This is a genomic window from Sphaerimonospora thailandensis (genome assembly GCF_016863115.1).
GTDB classification, from domain to species: domain Bacteria; phylum Actinomycetota; class Actinomycetes; order Streptosporangiales; family Streptosporangiaceae; genus Sphaerimonospora; species Sphaerimonospora cavernae.
In genome coordinates, this window is the sequence record NZ_BOOG01000013.1 from 18,188 (window position 1) to 35,937 (window position 17,750).

At 70.0% G+C, this 17,750-nt stretch carries 15 protein-coding genes; 4 read left to right on the forward strand and 11 right to left on the reverse strand.

The features are described from left to right. Window positions 1-77: 77 nt before the first annotated feature. From Mth01_RS07170 to Mth01_RS07180, 3 genes are all read left to right on the forward strand, one after another. Window positions 78-686, forward strand: a complete 609-nt coding sequence (locus Mth01_RS07170; protein ID WP_204013332.1) for an aggregation-promoting factor C-terminal-like domain-containing protein — start codon at window positions 78-80, stop codon at window positions 684-686. A gap of 95 nt (window positions 687-781) precedes the next feature. Beyond that, window positions 782-2,791, forward strand: a complete 2,010-nt coding sequence (locus Mth01_RS07175) for a glycosyltransferase family 2 protein (RefSeq protein WP_204013336.1) — start codon at window positions 782-784, stop codon at window positions 2,789-2,791. Between the two features lie 77 nt (window positions 2,792-2,868). Further along, complete coding sequence (locus tag Mth01_RS07180; RefSeq protein WP_204013340.1) at window positions 2,869-4,266, forward strand: class II fumarate hydratase; 1,398 nt, start codon at window positions 2,869-2,871, stop codon at window positions 4,264-4,266. Between the two features lie 44 nt (window positions 4,267-4,310). On the opposite strand, the gene Mth01_RS07185 is transcribed toward Mth01_RS07180, so the two are convergent. The 10 genes from Mth01_RS07185 to Mth01_RS07230 all read right to left on the reverse strand — a co-directional run bounded on the left by Mth01_RS07185 (window position 4,311) and on the right by Mth01_RS07230 (window position 15,039). Next, on the reverse strand, window positions 4,311-4,799 hold the full coding sequence (locus Mth01_RS07185; RefSeq protein WP_204013343.1) for a PEP-utilizing enzyme: 489 nt from the start codon (window positions 4,797-4,799) through the stop codon (window positions 4,311-4,313). A gap of 53 nt (window positions 4,800-4,852) precedes the next feature. Further along, window positions 4,853-6,331, reverse strand: coding sequence for a UDP-N-acetylmuramoyl-L-alanyl-D-glutamate--2,6-diaminopimelate ligase (locus Mth01_RS07190; protein WP_204013346.1), 1,479 nt, complete (start codon window positions 6,329-6,331; stop codon window positions 4,853-4,855). Between the two features lie 148 nt (window positions 6,332-6,479). Next, the gene (locus tag Mth01_RS07195; RefSeq protein ID WP_204013349.1) at window positions 6,480-6,995 is read right to left on the reverse strand and encodes a hypothetical protein; all 516 of its coding nucleotides are present in this window, start codon (window positions 6,993-6,995) and stop codon (window positions 6,480-6,482) included. Next, window positions 6,992-7,252 carry a hypothetical protein gene (locus tag Mth01_RS07200; protein WP_204013351.1) on the reverse strand — a complete coding sequence of 87 codons (261 nt, stop codon included), beginning with the start codon at window positions 7,250-7,252 and terminating at the stop codon, window positions 6,992-6,994. The genes Mth01_RS07195 and Mth01_RS07200 overlap by 4 nt, the downstream gene beginning before the upstream one ends. Before the next feature lie 155 nt (window positions 7,253-7,407). Then, the gene (locus tag Mth01_RS07205; RefSeq protein ID WP_239089446.1) at window positions 7,408-8,622 is read right to left on the reverse strand and encodes a helix-turn-helix domain-containing protein; all 1,215 of its coding nucleotides are present in this window, start codon (window positions 8,620-8,622) and stop codon (window positions 7,408-7,410) included. Between the two features lie 10 nt (window positions 8,623-8,632). Next, the gene (locus tag Mth01_RS07210) at window positions 8,633-9,172 is read right to left on the reverse strand and encodes a flavoprotein (protein ID WP_204013354.1); all 540 of its coding nucleotides are present in this window, start codon (window positions 9,170-9,172) and stop codon (window positions 8,633-8,635) included. Between the two features lie 169 nt (window positions 9,173-9,341). After that, the gene (locus Mth01_RS07215; RefSeq protein WP_204013357.1) at window positions 9,342-10,658 is read right to left on the reverse strand and encodes a serine/threonine-protein kinase; all 1,317 of its coding nucleotides are present in this window, start codon (window positions 10,656-10,658) and stop codon (window positions 9,342-9,344) included. 54 nt (window positions 10,659-10,712) lie between these two features. Next, entirely contained in the window at window positions 10,713-12,113 is a 1,401-nt protein-coding gene (locus Mth01_RS29595; protein WP_239089447.1) for a serine/threonine-protein kinase, read from the reverse strand. 98 nt (window positions 12,114-12,211) lie between these two features. Beyond that, window positions 12,212-13,864 carry a fumarate hydratase gene (locus Mth01_RS07225; RefSeq protein ID WP_204013359.1) on the reverse strand — a complete coding sequence of 551 codons (1,653 nt, stop codon included), beginning with the start codon at window positions 13,862-13,864 and terminating at the stop codon, window positions 12,212-12,214. A gap of 206 nt (window positions 13,865-14,070) precedes the next feature. Beyond that, window positions 14,071-15,039: a DMT family transporter gene (locus Mth01_RS07230; protein ID WP_239089448.1), complete on the reverse strand. Its 969-nt coding sequence runs from the start codon at window positions 15,037-15,039 to the stop codon at window positions 14,071-14,073. Between the two features lie 67 nt (window positions 15,040-15,106). Here Mth01_RS07230 and pdxR point away from each other — a divergent pair, with 67 nt between their 5' ends. Beyond that, entirely contained in the window at window positions 15,107-16,558 is a 1,452-nt protein-coding gene (gene pdxR / locus Mth01_RS07235) for a MocR-like pyridoxine biosynthesis transcription factor PdxR (protein ID WP_204013361.1), read from the forward strand. On the opposite strand, the gene Mth01_RS07240 is transcribed toward pdxR, so the two are convergent. Next, window positions 16,518-17,723, reverse strand: coding sequence for an MFS transporter (locus tag Mth01_RS07240; protein ID WP_204013363.1), 1,206 nt, complete (start codon window positions 17,721-17,723; stop codon window positions 16,518-16,520). The genes pdxR and Mth01_RS07240 overlap by 41 nt on opposite strands. Between the last annotated feature and the right edge of the window lie 27 nt (window positions 17,724-17,750).

The following is a 17,750-nucleotide window of genomic DNA, read 5'->3' on the forward strand; positions in this document are numbered from 1 at the left end:
GCTCCGACGGCTCGGGTCTTGGCGGACGTTCCAGTGGCTCGGGTGGGAGCCGGCTCACCCCCAAACGGCTGATCATCATGGGTCTCACGGTCGCGTGCGTCACCGGCGGCACCGTCTTCCTCGTCCGTACGGCCATGGAGAACGCCAACGCCCCCCGTACGCCGCTCACCCCCCAGGACATGCTGGCCGCCGACCCCTATGCGGCCAACCCGGAGAACGACGCGCTCAAGGCGGCGGCCGTACAGGCGCTCAGAAAGCAACGGCAGAAGGAGCTGCGGAGCGAGCACACCGACGGCGGCCTCGACCCCGTGAAGATCGCGCCGAAGGCGCCGGGCGGAGGGGGATTCGAGCCGGCGGACTTCCCGCCCGGCTCCACTCCCAATCCCGGTAGCAACAAGGCGCTCGGCAAGGAGATGGCCGCGGCCCGCGGTTGGGCCGGCGGCGAGTGGGGCTGCCTGGAACGCCTGTGGGACAGGGAGAGCCACTGGAACGAGCGGGCGATGAACCGCTACAGCGGTGCGTACGGCATCCCGCAGGCGCTGCCCGGCAGCAAGATGGCCAGCGCCGGGTCGGACTGGCAGACAAGTGCCGCCACCCAGATCAAATGGGGCCTGGGCTACATCGCCGGTCGCTACAAGACGCCCTGCGGAGCCTGGTCCCACTCCCAGCGCGTCGGCTGGTACTAGCCGACTCCGGGCCGCGCGCGAAACTCTGGTCAGGGTTGTTCGTCCTTTCGGCAAGCTGACGGGATCTCAGCGGTCCGCACTGCACGCTTGGCCTCATGGGTGTGAAGGTCAGCGTGGTAGTGCCCGTGTCCAATCCCGGGCTCGAGAACGACGCCTTCGGCGCGTGCGTGCGTTCGCTCCTGGAGCAGTCGCTGCCGCCGGAAGACTATGAGGTGATCTTCGCGGACGACGGATCCACGGACGGGACGCGGCGGCGGCTGGACGCGGTCGCCGAGCACCGGTCGAACGTCCGCGTCCTGCACCTCGATCACAGCGGCTCGCCCGTGCGGGGGCGCAACGTGGGACTGTCGGTCGCGCGGGGCGAGTACGTCTACCTGATGAACCAGTGCGACAGGCTGGAGCCGTACGCGCTGGAGCGGATGCACGACATGGCGGTGGACGCCGACGCCGATGTGCTGGTCGGCAGGCTGGCCGACGCCCCACGCGGCGCCCCACGCGGCGCTCCACGCGGCGCCCCAGGCAACGCTCCACGCAGCGGCTCGCGGCGCAACCGTCCGCCGCGGCCGGCGTTCGCGGCGAACCGGTTCCGTGCCGACATCCTGCGCGACCATCTCCTCGCGCTGCCGACGGCGCACAAGCTGCTCAGTCGTGAGTTCCTGGAATCCCAGCAACTGCGCTTCCTCGACCGGCCGCTGTCGGATCAGCTCTTCACGACCAGGGCCTACCTGTCGGCGAAGGTGATCGCGGTGCTCGCCGAAGAGGTCTGCTGCCACGTGGACCCCGCCGAGGAGGAGACGCTGGACGCCGAGGCGCTGTTCGAAGGCCTCAACGCGGTCTTCGACGTCGTCGACGCACACACCGAGCCGGGGGCGCAGCGTGACCGGATCTACGCGCACTGGTACCGCGTGCTGGGGCTGCGCCGCCTCGGCGGGACCCGCTTCCTCACCGCCGCCCCGGACGAGCGGGCGATCCTGTTCTCGTTCCTGCGGCGCCTGACCCTGGACCGGATCCCGGAGAACCTCGACGCGCATCTGCCGGTGCGTCCGCGGGCACGGGTGGCGCTGCTGCGCCAGGACCGGCCGGAGTCGCTCGTCGAGCTCGCCGAGGCATCGCACGGCGCCCGGCTGAGCGCCGAGCTGCGGGACCTGCGCTGGGACCGCGGCACGCTCGTGCTCGACCTGAGCGTGGAGATCCTCCAGGCCGACGGCGGCCCCATATGGTTCCGTGAGCAGGACGACCGCCTGCTGTGGACGCCTCCGGCGCCGATCAAGGGGCTGACCGCTCCCGACCTCGTGGACGTCACCGGGGCGGTGGGCAGGGTCCGCATGGAGGTCTACGTCCGCGACCCCGAGACCGGCGTGACGTACCTCCTTCCGGCGGCGAGCACGGTCGGGCGTGCCTCGGTCAAGGGCCGGGTGCGGGTCTGGGCGAGTGGGGAGGCGCGGCTCGACGTGGGGTCGGCGGCCATGGGCCGGCCGCTGCCGCCGGGCATGTGGGAGGTTCACGTGCGGATGCGCGGCGTCCATCCCGGCCGTGCCCGGATCGCCCGCCCCGACGCGGTGACGACCTGCGCGGGCGTGCTCGCCGGCGAGCCCAGGAGGCTGGTGACGCCATGCTGGTCCGAACGGGGCGAGCTGGGCGTCCGCGTGCAACCGGGTTCGTTCTCCGAGTCCATCGCGCTGGTCTCGTCCATGGCGGCGGTGGCGCGGCAGGGCGGGCACGCCTTCGTGGTCGTGCCCGTGCCGTACGTGCCGCCGAGCGGAGGTCCCACGGTGGAGTTGGTGCTCCGTGAGCAGGACGGACGCGGCCGGTCCATGGCGGTGCCCGCGCTCGTCGAGCCCGGGATTCCGGGGCGCGTCGCCGGCCAGCTCATCACGAAGGTGCCCGTGAGCCGGGTGGGGGGTGAGGACTGCCTCGGGCCCGGGGTCTGGCGGCCCAGCCTGCGGATCGACCAGAAGGAGGCAGACCTGCGGTTCGGCCTGGCGGTGAGCCGCGCAGGTCAGGTGGACGTGCTCCGCGCCGGGCGCGTTCGCGGCGCCGCGCCGTCGAAGCTCAGGCGGCTCGCGGTACGGCTTCGCCGGGCGGTCGCCACCCGTCTGCACTGAGACGGAGATCCTTGGGGCGTGCCCCATTCGGGCCGGGCGTCGGTGTCCTCGGCGTCGGCTCCTGATAGGAGTGGTTCATGGGCGAATTCCGCGTTGAACACGACTCCATGGGCGAGGTGCGGGTTCCCGCCCGCGCCAAGTGGCGGGCGCAGACCCAGCGGGCGGTGGAGAACTTCCCGGTGTCCGGCCGGGGGCTGGAGCCGGCCCACATCGCCGCCCTCGCCCGCATCAAGGCCGCCTGCGCGAAGGTCAACGCCGACTACGGCGTCATCGACGCCGAGCTGGCCAGGGCCGTACGGGACGCCGCCGGCGAGATCGTCGAGGGGCGGTGGGACGACCAGTTCCCGGTGGACGTCTTCCAGACGGGTTCGGGCACCTCGTCCAACATGAACGTCAACGAGGTGATCGCGACGCTCGCCGAGGAACGGCTCGGCCGCCCGGTCCACCCGAACGATCACGTCAACGCCGCACAGTCGTCCAACGACGTGTTCCCGTCGTCCATCCACGTGGCGGCCACGTTGGCGGTCACGCACGATCTCACCCCCGCGCTCGAACACCTGGCGACCACGCTTGCGGAGAAGGCCTCCGATTTCGCCGACGTGGTCAAGGCGGGCCGGACCCACCTGATGGACGCCACACCGGTCACGCTGGGCCAGGAGTTCGGCGGGTACGCCGCACAGATCGAGCTGGGCATCGAACGGCTCCAGGCGGCGCTGCCGCGCCTGGCCGAGCTGCCGCTGGGCGGTACGGCCGTGGGCACGGGCGTCAACGTGCCGGGGCCAGGCTGGGCGGCGGCGGTCGTGGCGGAGCTGAGCCGCACGACCGGCCTGCCGTTCACCGAGGCGCGCGACCACTTCGAGGCGCAGGGCGCGCGAGACGGCCTGGTGGAACTGTCCGGGATGCTGAAGGTGATCGCGGTGTCAATGAACAAGATCGCTAATGATCTGCGATGGATGGGGTCGGGGCCACGCGCGGGGCTCGCCGAGATCAATCTGCCCGACCTCCAGCCGGGGTCGTCGATCATGCCGGGAAAGGTCAACCCGGTGATCCCGGAGGCCGTCACGATGGTGGTCGCGCAGGTGGTGGGCAACGATGCGGCGATCACCATGGCGGGGGCCGGCGGCGCGTTCGAGCTCAACGCGATGCTGCCGGTGATGGCGCGCAACCTGCTGGAGTCGATCCGGCTGCTGGCGAACGTCTCACGGCTGCTCGCCGACAGATGTGTGGCCGGGATCAGGGCCAACGAGGACCGGATGCGGGAGTACGCGGAGACGTCGCCGGCCATCGTCACCCCGTTGAACCGCCATGTGGGCTACGAGGAGGCGGCCGAGATCGCCAAGCGGGCGCTGCGCGAGCGGAAGACGATCAAGGAGGCTGTGATCGAGCGAGGTCACGTCGCCGACGGCACGCTGACCGAGGAGCAACTCGACGAGATCCTCAATGTGCTGTCCATGACCAGGCCCCGGCCCACGTGAGCGGGCGGGGATCCACACTGATCGGTCTCAGGTCATGGCCGACCTCAGCCTACGGGGGTGATCAATTGCTGTGCGCAGTCGAGGGTGATGGTGTGTGCGCGGGACAGGTGGGCGAACGTGTCCGGCCCGCACCCGATCGCCGCCGGGGTGCCCGTTTCCATGCACCTGATCGACATGTGAGAGGCCATTCCGCCGTATTGGGTAACGAGACCGGCGATGCCCCGGCAGAACAGGTACTCGAAGCCCGGATCGGCGTTCGTAGTCAGGACGATGCGCCCGGCCAGGTCGATGGATCCGGCCGGCTGAGACCGGGTGACGTGGACGGCGGGGGCGGTGACCTTCTGGTCGGTGATGAAGTTCGCTGCGTGCTGACTGGTGATGATGTCGATGTCATAGGTGCTGATGATCACATCGGGCAGGTGCACACAGGCTTGGGCCGCGTACGTTCGCCGTCGGTCTTCTGCCAGGTGCCGCAGCCGGTCGATGTCGTGGATCGTGATAGTGGCATCGGCGTAGGCGAGCAGGTCTTCCACAGTGAGATAGGACAGGCACTCGGTGTCCAGTCCATGATTCGTTTGGTACGTGGTCAGTTGGCTGGCTTCGCAGCCAGTTGCCGCACGGTCTCCATGTCGTCGAAGTGCACGGTCTGGTCACCGATGATCTGGTATTTCTCGGCTCCCTTACCGGCGACCAGCACGATGTCGCCGGGATCGGCCACAGCCAGGCCTCGTTCGATGGCAGCCCGTCGGTCGGTGATCCGTTGGACTTGGGCGCTGGTCGCATGCATGCCGAGCATGATCTGATCGATGATGGCCTCAGGGTCCTCGTTGCGGGGATTGTCGCTGGTGACCACCACGAAGTCCGAGTGTTTCTGGGCGATCTCGCCCATCGGTGCTCGCTTGGTCCTATCCCGGTCCCCGCCGCAGCCGAAGACCGTGATGACACGGCGGCGGGCGAACCCGCGGATTGTCGACAGCACCTTCTCAAGGGAGTCGGGAGAATGCGCGTAGTCCACCACCACGGACACGCCCTTGGGAGTCCGGAAGTGCTCGAATCGTCCGGGGATCGGCGGCAGTGCCGCCAAAGCGCCGATGACGGCGTCCAGATCGTGGCCCAGCAGATGACAGGTCGCCACCGTGGCCAGGGCGTTGTACACTGCGAACCTTCCCGGAATGGGTACTTCCGCTTGGTACCGGCGTCCGTCGTGATGGAGGACGAAGCGTGTGCCGGTCGGCTCCACCACCAGGTCGCCGGCCCGGAAATCGGCCTCGGCGTCATCCAGGCCGAACGTCGTCACCGCCCTCGGCATCAGGGCGGCGATGTCCGCGCTGACCGGGTCGTCGGCATTGGCCACCGCCTGGTGACACATCCGGAACAGCAGCAGCTTGGCCTGCTTGTACTGCTCCATGCTGCCGTGGTTGTCCAGGTGATCCGGCGTCAGGTTGGTGAACACGCCCACCTTGATATCGGTGTGATCGACGCGGCGCAGCATCAGCGCCATGGACGAGGCTTCCATGACCACCGTGTCCGCGCCCCGGTCCCGCATGCAGCGCAAGATGTGGTGAAGCTCCACGGCCTCCGGAGTCGTGGGAGTGGTCGTGTCGATCCTGATCGACTCGTGGGCGACGCGGCACCCATCGGTGCCGATCACGCCCACCCTCGCTCGCACCGCTGTTCGAAGTGCCGATTCCATCATGTACGACACGGATGTCTTGCCGTTGGTTCCGGTGACGGCCACTACATCCATCTCGCGCGAAGGCTCACCGAAGTACCGGGATGCCACCACCGGGGCCGCCGCGCGCGTGTCCGCCACCTGGACAACACACACCTGCGACGGCATGCTGTCTTCGATCTCGTGATCGACCATCACCGCCACCGCGCCGCGCACGACGGCGTCACCCACGAACCGGTGACCGTCCGTGCGGGAACCCCGCATGGCGATGTACATCGACCCTGCGGTCATTCGCCGCGAGTCATATGCGATGCAGGCCCTGATGTCGGCCGCCCCTGGGTCGCCTTGCAGCACCCGGTGCTCGTATCCGGCGAGAAGATCACTCAATTTCATCAGCACTACTCTCCTTACCTGTTGCCAGTCTGACGGGGAAGGCAGGCAGGCACCCGGGTTATGCGGTGCGTGCCGTCAAGCCTCGGTGCCGGGTGGGTGGCCCGCCTGCCCCTGCCGGCCCGTGGCCAACGACAACCGGCAGGGCGGCTCATCGGGCCTGCCCGGTCAGCAGGCGGAACCACCACTCGTAGGCCTCCGGCCGCCGCCATCCGCCGGTAAACGACACCGTCGGCACCCCGGCCCGAGGGATGGTGGTGCGGCGGATGCGGTAGGTGCCGCCGTAGGAAAGCAGTTCGTATTCGGTCATGATGCAGAGGCAGGTGTGCTCCACCACCCGCCCCAGCCCGGGGACCTCACCGCACCAGAACAGTTCGGTACGGCCCGGCAGCGGCGGGCCGGGATGTGGGGAGATGCCGGGGCAGTCGCCCCAGTCGTCGGGATCACCGGGGTCGAGCGTGACCACCGCCATCCACGGGCTCGCCTTCCGCACATGATCGGCCACCGCGCGCTCGTCGGCGGCGTCCAGACCGAGCGCCGTGCGCACCTCGGCTATCGTCGTCCCGGCCAGGATGCACTGGATCGCCTCCGCCCGCCGTTCCCCCGCCTCCAGACCGGGTCGACCGAGGATCTCGCCGCTCAGTGGGCCGATCATCAGTCGGCTCACTGGACCGACTCCGCACGGCGCTCTTGCTCGGTGATCAGCGCGGCCAACTGCTCGTCGGTGTCGGCATCGACGGTTCGGTAGGCCCCGGCCCGCTCCTCGTCCGGTCTGAAGGGGCGTGTGCGCGTCGCCCACAGCCGACCGGCATCGCTGTGCCAGACCTTCCACCCTTCCTGGCAGGGCGGCGTCGTGTCGGCGGATCGGCTCTGTCCGCCGCTCCCCGCCTCAGAACCAGGAGATCCGAACGTCTCAGCACTCACCGCGGCACTCCTGCCGACCGTCACGTTGCCTGGCATCGCTTGGATTCCCCTTCCCGCCAGCGGAACTGCTGATGACAGCAAGGGGAACCGTAGGAAGTTTGCGAACGCGGGTGCCGTACGGCTGTGAAGGTAAAGAACCCGTACTGGAATGCGGGTCAGGTGATCCCGGCCCGGCGGGCCAGGCCCCGGAGTTCGGGGGTGCTCGCCCGATGCTCGCGTTTGAGAAGCTGCGTCAGCAGATCGCGAGGCCGTGTGCCGTACCGCACGAGCTGGGAGGAGAGCCGCTCAGCTTGGAGCAGCATGTTGACCGAGGCGGCGTCTTTGCGCTGCAATGCGTACGCCCGCGCCAGATCGAGATGGATTTGGGCGCGGCGCCCGACCAGGCCGGGCGCGAGAACGGCGATGTTGAGACTCTCGCCTCTGCTGATAGCCTGTCGCGCGTCGCCGTACTCCACGGCTGCCGACACCTCGTGGATGATGACGTTGGCTAGCCCGAAGGCCGTCCAGAAGTCGTTGCGATCGTCCCCGATGATTGCGGCGATATTGCGGGCCTTTGCCAGGAAGGACGCCACCGCCGCGTGGTCGTATCGGGAGGCGGCAGCAGTGACGGCTCCCAGGTGAAGCGCCCCGATGATCGACAAGGCCCGTGGGTCCGACTTCTTGGTCGAAAGTCCGAGGGCGTCTGCCGCTCGTTGGACCAAGTGCATCGCCTTATCCGCCTCGCCGAGCCGGACGAACACATAACCGAGCCGGTAGGCGCTGACGGCGGCTAGGAGCGATCGTTCGGCGTCTTGGGCGGCTGACAGGGAGCGGTCGGCGGCCATCCAGGCGAGTTCGGCCTCCCCAACCCTTCGCAAGGTCGTGGCAGTGCAATGGTAGGTCAGCGCGCGGAGCGTGTGATATGCCCTTCGTTGCGCGGCGGGTGCGTGACGGCTGCCCAGTTCGGTCGCGACAATAAGCCGCGGCAGTCGCCTGCCTGTCTCGTCGTACCGCGTGGCCTGGTAGAGCCAGTTGACCTTACGGACCTCGTGGCGAAGCCATGCGAGGCTTTCCGGCGCACCTTCCACATGGCGCGGGTCGATCAATGAGGCAAGGCCGTCATAGCCCATCATCGCCCGCCGGATCTCGGATGCCGCCTGGTAGCGCGTGGCCGCCTCCGTCTTCCTCATCGTGAGCTCGTCAACCGTCAAGCCGAGGGCCCCCACCAGAGCATTGATCACCGAGTGGTTGTCCACAGATCTCTGGCCCCGCTCGACCTGGCTGAGCCAGCTCTCTGAACGACCGATCAATCCAGCTAGGACCGACTGAGAGAGGCCGCGGCGGCGACGCGCCCGGGCGATTCGCTGGCCGATCTCGTTGCGGGCATCCACGTCACCACTCCTAAGAGGGCCCGACCTCGATCAGGTCATGGAGTTCTTGCAGGATCTGCCCCCAGGATGGCATGCGCGCATTGGGCGGCGCAGCGGGATCGAAGAGCACCCGGACCCCCATCCGCCGCAGGTCGGCGAGGCTACGGCCGAAAGCGATATGGCGGGCGAGGACGTCCTTGAGCAGCGGCACGGCCACGATCGGAACGTCGAAGCCCATCACCTCACACAGCAGCCCTACGGCGAACGTGTCGGTGATCCCGCCCGCCCACTTGTTGATCGTATTGAAGGTTGCCGGAGCTACGATCACCGCGTCGGCGGGTGGCAGCCCCTTGGGCTGGTCAGGTGTCCGGTAGGTGCTGCGGACCAGATCACCCGTGAGGCGTTCCAGCTTCTTGGCATTAACGAACCCCGCCCCCATCGGCGTCGTGACAACGTGCACCTGCCATCCGGCAGCCCGCGCGAGCACCACCAGTGCGTGCACATCGGCAGCCGCAGGCGCGGCGCACACAATGACATACAGCACACCACGAGCCTGTGCGGGGACATCCATATCGTGTGATCCTAGACGTCGCGCTCGCCGCCAGGTAGAGGAAGCGTCATAGGGTGATGCAGTGCGTGAGCTATTGCTCACCGAATATCGCTTAACGAACGCGTAGGGCAAGTGTTCTTCCTGCCTGGCCGTACGGCCAGGCGTGGTGGCTGCGCGTCCGTCTCGGCGGTCAGCCGTACGCTGTCACGATCACGATTACGAGGACGATGAACGCGGCGAAGGCGGCCGCGGCGACCAGAAGCACGCGGACCCGGGCGGAGGTGTCGGGCGTCGACGGGCTCTGCACGGAGAACAGGTCGGTGCCCAGCCCGTGCGGCCGATCGGGGCCCTGCTCCCCGAATCGGGCGCCGTCCGATGCGGCAGGTCCCATGGCGCTCAGCCCGGAGGGCTGGTCGGCGGCGTGCCCGAGGCCCATGCCCGGCCTCGGGGGCAGCGGCCTGCGGGGGCCCGGCAACCGCCGGGGAGCCGTCACCTCGTCCTCGTCAGAGGCAGCGGAGTCCTCGGGGCCCGCTGGAGGCGGCGACGGGCGGGGGACCGGCGAGACACGCGGGTCGTCATGGGGGCGGACGATCATCATCGTCCGGTCGCCGTCCGGGGGTGGGGCGGTCTTCTCCTCCTGTGGGACGCTCGCGGTCGGGGTGCCGCCGGTCGGAGTGCCACCGGTCGGGGTGTCGGCCACGATCCGCAGCATCGCGGAGGCCCTCTCCGCGGTGAGGCGGGCTCTGTGGTCCTTCTCCAGCATCCCGTCCAGAATCGGACGGAGTGGGCCGGCCTGGGTCGGCGGATCGGCGGTCTCGGTCATCAGCGCGCTCAGCGTCGCGCTGAGCGACCCGCGCTCGTAGGCCGGCCGGCCCTCGACCGCGAAGTACAGGGTGGCGCCGAGCGACCAGAGGTCCGACTCGGGACCGGCGTGCTCGCCGCGCGCTCGTTCGGGGGCCGTGTAGCCGGGCGAGCCGATCACCATGCCGGTCTGGGTGAGTGCGATGTCGCCCGCCGCTTTGGCGATGCCGAAATCGGTCAGCACGACCCTCCCGGTCCTGGTCAACAGGACGTTGCTCGGCTTCACATCCCGGTGCAGGATGCCCCGGGCGTGCGCGGCCCGCAGCGCGCCCAGCAGGTCGTAGCCGATCTCGGCGACCAGCCGGGGCGGGAGTGGGCCCTCCTCGTCGATCACCTGCTCGAGTGACCGGCCCTCGACCAACTCCATGATGATCCAGGGGCTGCCGTCCACCTCGATGGCGTCGTGGATTGTGGCGACCGAGGGATGGGCGATCCTGGCCGCCATGCGGCCCTCGCGCAGCATGCGTTCCCGCAACTCCCGCCGCTGCACCGGGTTGAGCCCGGGATCCTGCCGGATCTCCTTGACCGCGACATCCCGGCCCAGCGAACGGTCGAAGGCACGCCAGACGGTGCCCATCGTCCCCCGGCCGATCGGTATGCGAAGTTCGTAGCGGTGCGCGAGCAGCCGTGGTTGAAGTCCCGCCATGTGAAGAAAGATAGCGATTTTCCGTTCGCAACCGCTTGGGACGCGATCTGGTCCTTACCTGAGAAAAATGCGGGGCCAGAATCGTCTGGGGACGACCAGCTTGATCACCGTGGTCAGGCGCCGCATCAACGGGCTGCGGACCATCTGGTGAAGGGCCGGCTCCGTGGGCTTGCGGTGCACGCCTTCAGCCGGACGCCGTCGGGGCGGGGCCGTCGCCGTCATGTGATCGTGCTGGTGTCCGAAGTGCTGTTGCGGATGCGAGTACGGCTGGCCGTACTGCCAGGCGGGATCGTTGTTCGGCGTCGTGGTGGTTTCCCGGAACGCACGCGAGCGCGGCTGCGGGTGCTGGGGCTGTGTCTGCTGGGGTTGTGTCTGCCCGTGCTGGGCGTACTGAGCCTGCCCGTGCTGGGCCTGACCATGCTGCGGCTGCACGTACTGGGGCTGCACGTACTGCGGCTGCACGTACTGGGGCTGGACGTTCTGGGGTTGGGAGGGTGAGGGGTGCGGGAACATGCGCAGCCGCGGCCGTGACTCCGCCCGATGCTGTCCGCGGTGCGGCGACTTGCGGGTCGGCCCGAACGGCGCGACGGGCGGGATCGGGGCACGACGGGGCTGCGGGCCGTACTCCTCGACGGTCCCGCCGGACGCGATCCTGGAGAGGATGAGCGCCGCGCGGACGCTGTCGAGTCGTGCGGCGGGATCGATCTGGAGCAGCCCGCGCAGCACCGGGGCGAGCGGACCGGCCCGTTCCATCGGGATCGGCGCGCCGCTCGTGAGAGCGGCCAGCGCGGCGGCAGCCGTACGGCGGCCGTGCAGGCCGCGTCCCTCGACCGCGGTGTAGAGGGTCGCGCCGAGCGACCACAGGTCGGCCGCCGGGCTGGCCTTGGCGCCGAGGACCCGCTCCGGGGCGATGTAGCCGGCCGAGCCGAGCACGATCCCGGCCTGGGTGATCGACTTGTCGCCCTCCACGGCGGCGAGGCCGAAGTCGGTCAGCACGGCACGGTCCTCGGTGACGAGGACGTTGCTGGGCTTGACGTCCCGATGCAGGATGCCCTTCGCGTGGACCGCGCGCAGCGCGCCGAGGACCTGCCGGCCGATCTCGGCCACCTGGCGCGGGGGCAGTGGCCCCTCCAGCCTGACGAGCTCCTCCAGGGACTGCGCCTTGAGGAGCTCCATCACGATCCACGGCCGGTCGTCCTCGGTGATCACGTCGAAGATGGTGATCACTGAGGGGTGGGCGACCATGGCGGTCGCCCGGCCCTCCCGCTCGGTCCTGGCGCACAGCTCGGTGCGCAGGTCCTCGTCGAGGACCAGCGGCAGCCGCACCTCCTTGACAGCCACGTCACGATCGAGAAGTTCGTCCCTCGCGCGCCAGACGGTGCCCATTCCGCCGCGGCCGACCGGCTCCAAAAGCCGGTAGCGCGCGGCTAGCTGGTATCCGGAGGGCGCACGCATGGGTGGCAGCTTACCTATTTGTGCGATGCGACCTGTAGAGACCATGCCGGGAAATTGTTGCGATCTTCTGTCAAAAGTTTTGACAGAGAGGCGAGAGGTCAGCGGCGGCCGATGGTCAGGACCGGTCCAGAGGCATCCTGGAAGAAGTCGTTGCCCTTGTCGTCCACCACGATGAAGGCGGGGAAGTCCACGACCTCGATCCGCCAGACGGCCTCCATCCCCAGCTCCGGATACTCCAGGACCTCGACCTTCTTGATGCAGTCCTGGGCGAGCCGGGCCGCCGGACCGCCGATCGAGCCGAGGTAGAAGCCGCCGTGCTCGCGGCAGGCATCGGTCACCTGCTTGGACCGGTTGCCCTTGGCCAGCATGACCAGCGAGCCGCCCGCCGCCTGGAACCGCTCCACGTAGGAGTCCATCCGCCCGGCCGTGGTCGGCCCGAACGACCCCGAGGCGTACCCCTCGGGGGTCTTCGCCGGCCCCGCGTAGTAGACGGCGTGGTTCTTCAGGTAGTCGGGCATCTCCTCGCCGGCGTCCAGCCGTTCGGCGATCTTGGCGTGGGCGATGTCGCGGGCCACGACGAGGGGTCCGGTGAGCGACAGCCGCGTCTTGACCGGATATTTCGTGAGCTCGGCGAGGATCTCCGGCATCGGGCGGTTGAGGTCGATGCTCACGACATCATCCGAGAGGTGCTCCTCTGTCGTGTCGGGGAGGAAGCGGGCCGGATCGGTCTCCAGCCGCTCAAGGAAGACGCCCTCCGGTGTGATCTTCGCCAGCGCCTGCCGGTCGGCACTGCAGCTCACCGCGATCGCGACCGGGCAGGACGCGCCGTGGCGCGGCAGCCGGATCACGCGGACGTCGTGGCAGAAGTACTTGCCGCCGAACTGGGCCCCGATGCCGAGCCGCTGGGTGAGCTCGAAGACCTTCTTCTCCATCTCCAGGTCGCGGAAGCCGTGCCCGCTCGCCGACCCCTCGGTCGGGATGCTGTCGAGGTAGCGGGCCGAGGCGTACTTCGCGGTCTTCAGCGCGTACTCGGCGCTGGTGCCGCCGACGACGATCGCCAGATGGTACGGCGGGCAGGCGGCGGTGCCGAGCGAACGGATCTTCTCCTCCAGGAACTGGAGCATCCGCTTCTCGTTGAGGACGGCCTTGGTCTCCTGGTAGAGGAACGACTTGTTGGCCGAGCCGCCGCCCTTCGCCATGAACAGCAGCTTGTACTCGTCCGGGTGGCCCAGCGGGTCCTCGGCGTAGAGCTCGAGCTGCGCGGGGAGGTTGCTGCCGGTGTTCTTCTCGTCCCACATGGTCAGCGGGGCCATCTGGGAGTAGCGCAGGTTGAGGCGTGTGTAGGCGTCGTACACGCCCCGGCTGACGTGCTCGGCGTCCCGCCCGTCGGTCAGCACGTGCCTGCCGCGCTTGCCCATCACGATCGCGGTGCCGGTGTCCTGGCACATCGGCAGCACGCCGCCCGCCGAGATGCCCGCGTTCTTCAGCAGGTCGAGCGCGACGAACCGGTCGTTGCCGCTGGCCTCCGGGTCATCAATGATCTTGCGGAGCTGGGCCAGGTGGGATGACCGGAGATAGTGGGAAATGTCGTGGATCGCGGTCTCGGTGAGCAGCCGCAGGGCCTCCGGTTCGACCTCCAGGAACCTCCGCCCGGCCGCCTCGATGACCCGCACCCCCTCGGCGGTGATCAGGCGGTACTCGGTGTCGTCCGCCCCAAGCGGCAGCAGGTCGGTGTAGTCGAACTCCGGCATGTCCTCGGTCCTCTGCGTCTGCTCATGTGAGTCGATCGGGCCGCCGCCCGGCCTCCCGGCAGCGGAACGACGCCCCACCAAAGGGTACGGCTCGCCTCACGGGGCTTCGGTTGCCCCCTGGGGAGGAGGCGGCTGCGGGCGAGAGCGGGCCGGCACCGGAATCCCGGCTGTCGGCCGTGGCGACTCCGGGGAGCACGATATACAGGTCATTTCGAGGGTTTCATGCCGAGGAGGATGCCGCCGATGACGATGGCCGCCCCGGCGACGTCCGCCGCCGACGGCAGGCCCAGGCCGAGGACCGCGGCCGTGACGATGGCCCCGACCGGGATCACCCCGGCGAACAACCCGGCCCGGTCCGCACCCAGTCCGGGCAGCGCCGTGTACCAGAGGAAGAAGGCCACCGTCGTCACGATCGTCGCGAGATAGCCCAGCCCGAGCGCCTCGGCCGGCGTCGGGACGCGCAGGATGCCCGGGCCGTCCACGACGAGCCCGATCACCAGCAGGAACGGTACGGCGAGGGCGACCGAGTAGGCCGAGACCCGGACCGGTCCGAGCTTCGGCAGCAGCGGCAGGGCGAGCAGTGAGAAGCAGACCTCGCAGGCCAGCGCGCCCAGCGACCACATCAGTCCGGAGCGGTTTCCGCTGCCGGCCCCCGTCGCCACGGTCGCGCCCGCCACGACGACGAGTGCGGCGACGACGATCCGCGGGGACGGCAGAGACCGGCCCCCGCCGGCCTTGCCGGAGGTCGGCTGCGCGGTCAGCGTGCCGGTAAGCGGGCCGAGGACGGCCAGCGCCAGCGGCACGGTCCCCAGAATGATGCCCACCAGGGACGGGCCCGCCGCCCGGGTCGCCTCGATCACGCAGACGTTGAACGCGACAAGGCCGGTCAGCGCCAGCGCCGCGAGCAACGCCCACTCACGGAGGCCGAGCCGTACGCGACCGAGGCCGCGCAGGCGGGCGACGACGAGCAGGATGACGGCGGCGGCGAGATAGCGCAGCGCCTGGCCGCCGTAGACCGGATAGCTCTCGATCACGTCCGAGACCGCGGCGAGGGTTCCGACCAGGAACATCGCGGTGGCCGCACAGACGACATATCGGGTGCGGCTCCGGGCGGGGGCAGCCGCGTCGACGCGCCGTAGGACGGCGGACGGGGAGGCGTCCGAAGGGGTGCTCACGTCAGATGATGCTAGGAACGCAATGGTTCCCTCAACTGGTCCAATCAGGTGGCGTTATTTTGGGCCAATGACGGATCTTCACCTGGTCATCGACCGCGGCAGGGGCGGGATCGCCGCCCAGATCGCCGGCGAACTGCGGGATGCCATCAGGTCCGGGCGGCTCGTCCACGGCACCCGGCTTCCCGCCACCCGGGAACTGGCCAGGGATCTCGGCGTGTCCCGCGGCGTCGCCGTGGAGGCGTACGAGCGACTCGTGGCCGAGGGCTTCCTGGAGGCCAGGGTCGGCGCGGGCACCCGGGTCGCCGCCGTGCCCGGGTCCGCACCCATGCCGGGGAAGGGCTCGGCCGCGGGCGTTCCGCCCGCGAAGGCGCCGCCGCCGACGGTCGGCCGCGCCGAGACTCCGCGGATCCGGCGGGACCGGCACCAGCTGTCGTATCACGGGCATCGGGTGACCTCTCCAGATCTGGGCGCCTTCCCGCGGCGGGCCTGGCTGGCCGCGATCAGGCATGCGCTGACGACGCTGCCGAACGACGCGTTCGACTACGGCGACCCCGGAGGCGTACCCGAGTTGCGTGAAGAGCTCGCGGCCTACCTGCGCCGGGTGCGCGCCTGCGACGCGGCGCCGGAGAACGTGGCGGTGGTCACGGGTGTGGCCCAGGGCCTGAGCGTGATCATCCAGGTGCTCTCGGCGGAGAGAGGTCGCAGGATCGTCCTCGCGGTGGAGGACCCGACCAGCCCACGCCAGACGCCGCTGCTCCGGCGGGCGGGCGCCGACCTGGCGCCGGTGCCGGTTGACGCGGAGGGCATCCTCGTCGAGGCGCTCGCCGGGACCGGGGCCGAGGCCGTCCTGGTGACCCCCGCCCATCAGTACCCGACCGGGGTCGTGCTCTCCCCGCGCCGCCGCGCCGAGTTGATCGCCTGGGCCGCCGAGACCGGTGCGCTCATCCTGGAGGACGACTACGACGCCGAGTTCCGCTTCGACCGCGACCCGGTCGGCTGCCTGCAGGGCCTCGCGCCCGACCGGGTCGTGCTGGCGGGCAGCGTCAGCAAGCCGCTCGCCCCGGGGCTGCGGCTCGGCTGGATCGTGGCGCCGCCGAGGCTCGCCCGGGCCGTACGGCTCGCGCGGGGGGAGATCGATCTCGGCTCGCCGGTCATCGACCAGTACGCGCTCGCGCACCTCATCAGGACCGGAGGCTACGACCGGCACCTGAGGCGGATGCGCCGCGAGTACCGGATCCGCAGGGACGCCATGGTCCTCGCGCTGGCCGAGCACCTGCCCTGGATCAGGGTCCACGGCATCTCCGCCGGTCTGCACGTTTACGCCGAGTTCCCCGAGTCCGAAGGGCGGGGCGCGGGGGCGCTGACCACCGCGGCGCGTGCGGCCGGTCTCACCGCCGACGTCGTGGAGACCGCGGCGTCGGCGGAGCGGTCGGCGCGCGCGTTCGTCGTCGGCTTCGCCCGCCTGCCCGCGCACCGCATCACGTCGGCGGTACGCGAGTTCGCGACGCTGCTGGGCTGACGGGCTGGAAGCCGCGGGCCAGCATGATGATCACGGCGGTGAGCGCGAGCGGGGCGGCGAACGCGATCCGGTAGTCCGAGGCGTCGGCGATGCCGCCGACGAGGGCCGCGCCGACGATGAAGCCGACGTAGTTGAACATGTTCACCCGCGCGACGGCCACGCCGCTGCCGTCCGGGTCGAGTCGCCCGGCGGCCGAGAACGACTGCGGGGCGATGACGGAAAGGCCGATGCCGGTGAGGGCGAAGCCACCGATCGCCCACAGTTCGGCCGGAGCCGTCACGATCGCCGCGAAACCCAGCGTGGCGATGACCGCGCCGATCCGGACGATCGCGGCCGGGCCGTACCTGCGGACCGCGAAGTCGCCGCAGACCCGCACGAGGAACGTGGTCGCCTGGTACGCGCCGAGCGCCATCGGGACCACGCCCGCCGGCGCGTGGGTGACCTTCTCCATGAAGACGGACCCGAAGTTCGAGATCGACGAGTCGCCGACGTAGAGGAAGGCCATCGCCAGGCAGAGCGGAATGACGGGCTTCCAGGGGACCCGGGCGGCGCTCTTCGCGGTCGGCGCGTCAGGGGACGCGCCGGCGGCCCGCGTGTGCTCCTCGGCCGGGCCGTACAGCCATGCCGCGGCGGCGATCGAGGCGGCGGCCGCCGGGACGAGCGCGATCGCGAACGTGGTCGCCAGGCGCAGGCCGGTGTCCGCGGCGGCGGAGGCCCAGAGGGCCCCGACGACCGCGGCCAGGCTCCACAGCGCGTGGAAGCCGGTGAGCACCGGCCTGCCGTACCGGCGCTCGACTGCGACGCCCTGCATGTTCATGCCGGCGTCCACGCCGCCCAGTCCGAGGCCGAACGCCGTGATGGCGGCCACCAGCGTCGGCACGTCGGCGGCGATCCCGGCGAGCACGACGGCCGCGCAGGCGAACGGTTGGGCCAGGCGGAGCACCCGGCGGCTGCCGAACCGCGCGGCGAGAGCCCCGGCGAGCACGCTTCCCACGCCCGCAATGACCGGCGCGACGAGCAGCAGGACCGCGAGCCCGCCATCGGTCAGACCGTGGTTCTTCTGCAACACGGCCACCTGGGTGAGCAGGGTGGCGAAGGTGAGGCCCTGGACGGCGAAGACGACGAACGCGGCCAGCCGTGCCCGTCGGTCCCGCGGGATGGGCACTGCTTCCTCTGAAACCACGGGGCCCTC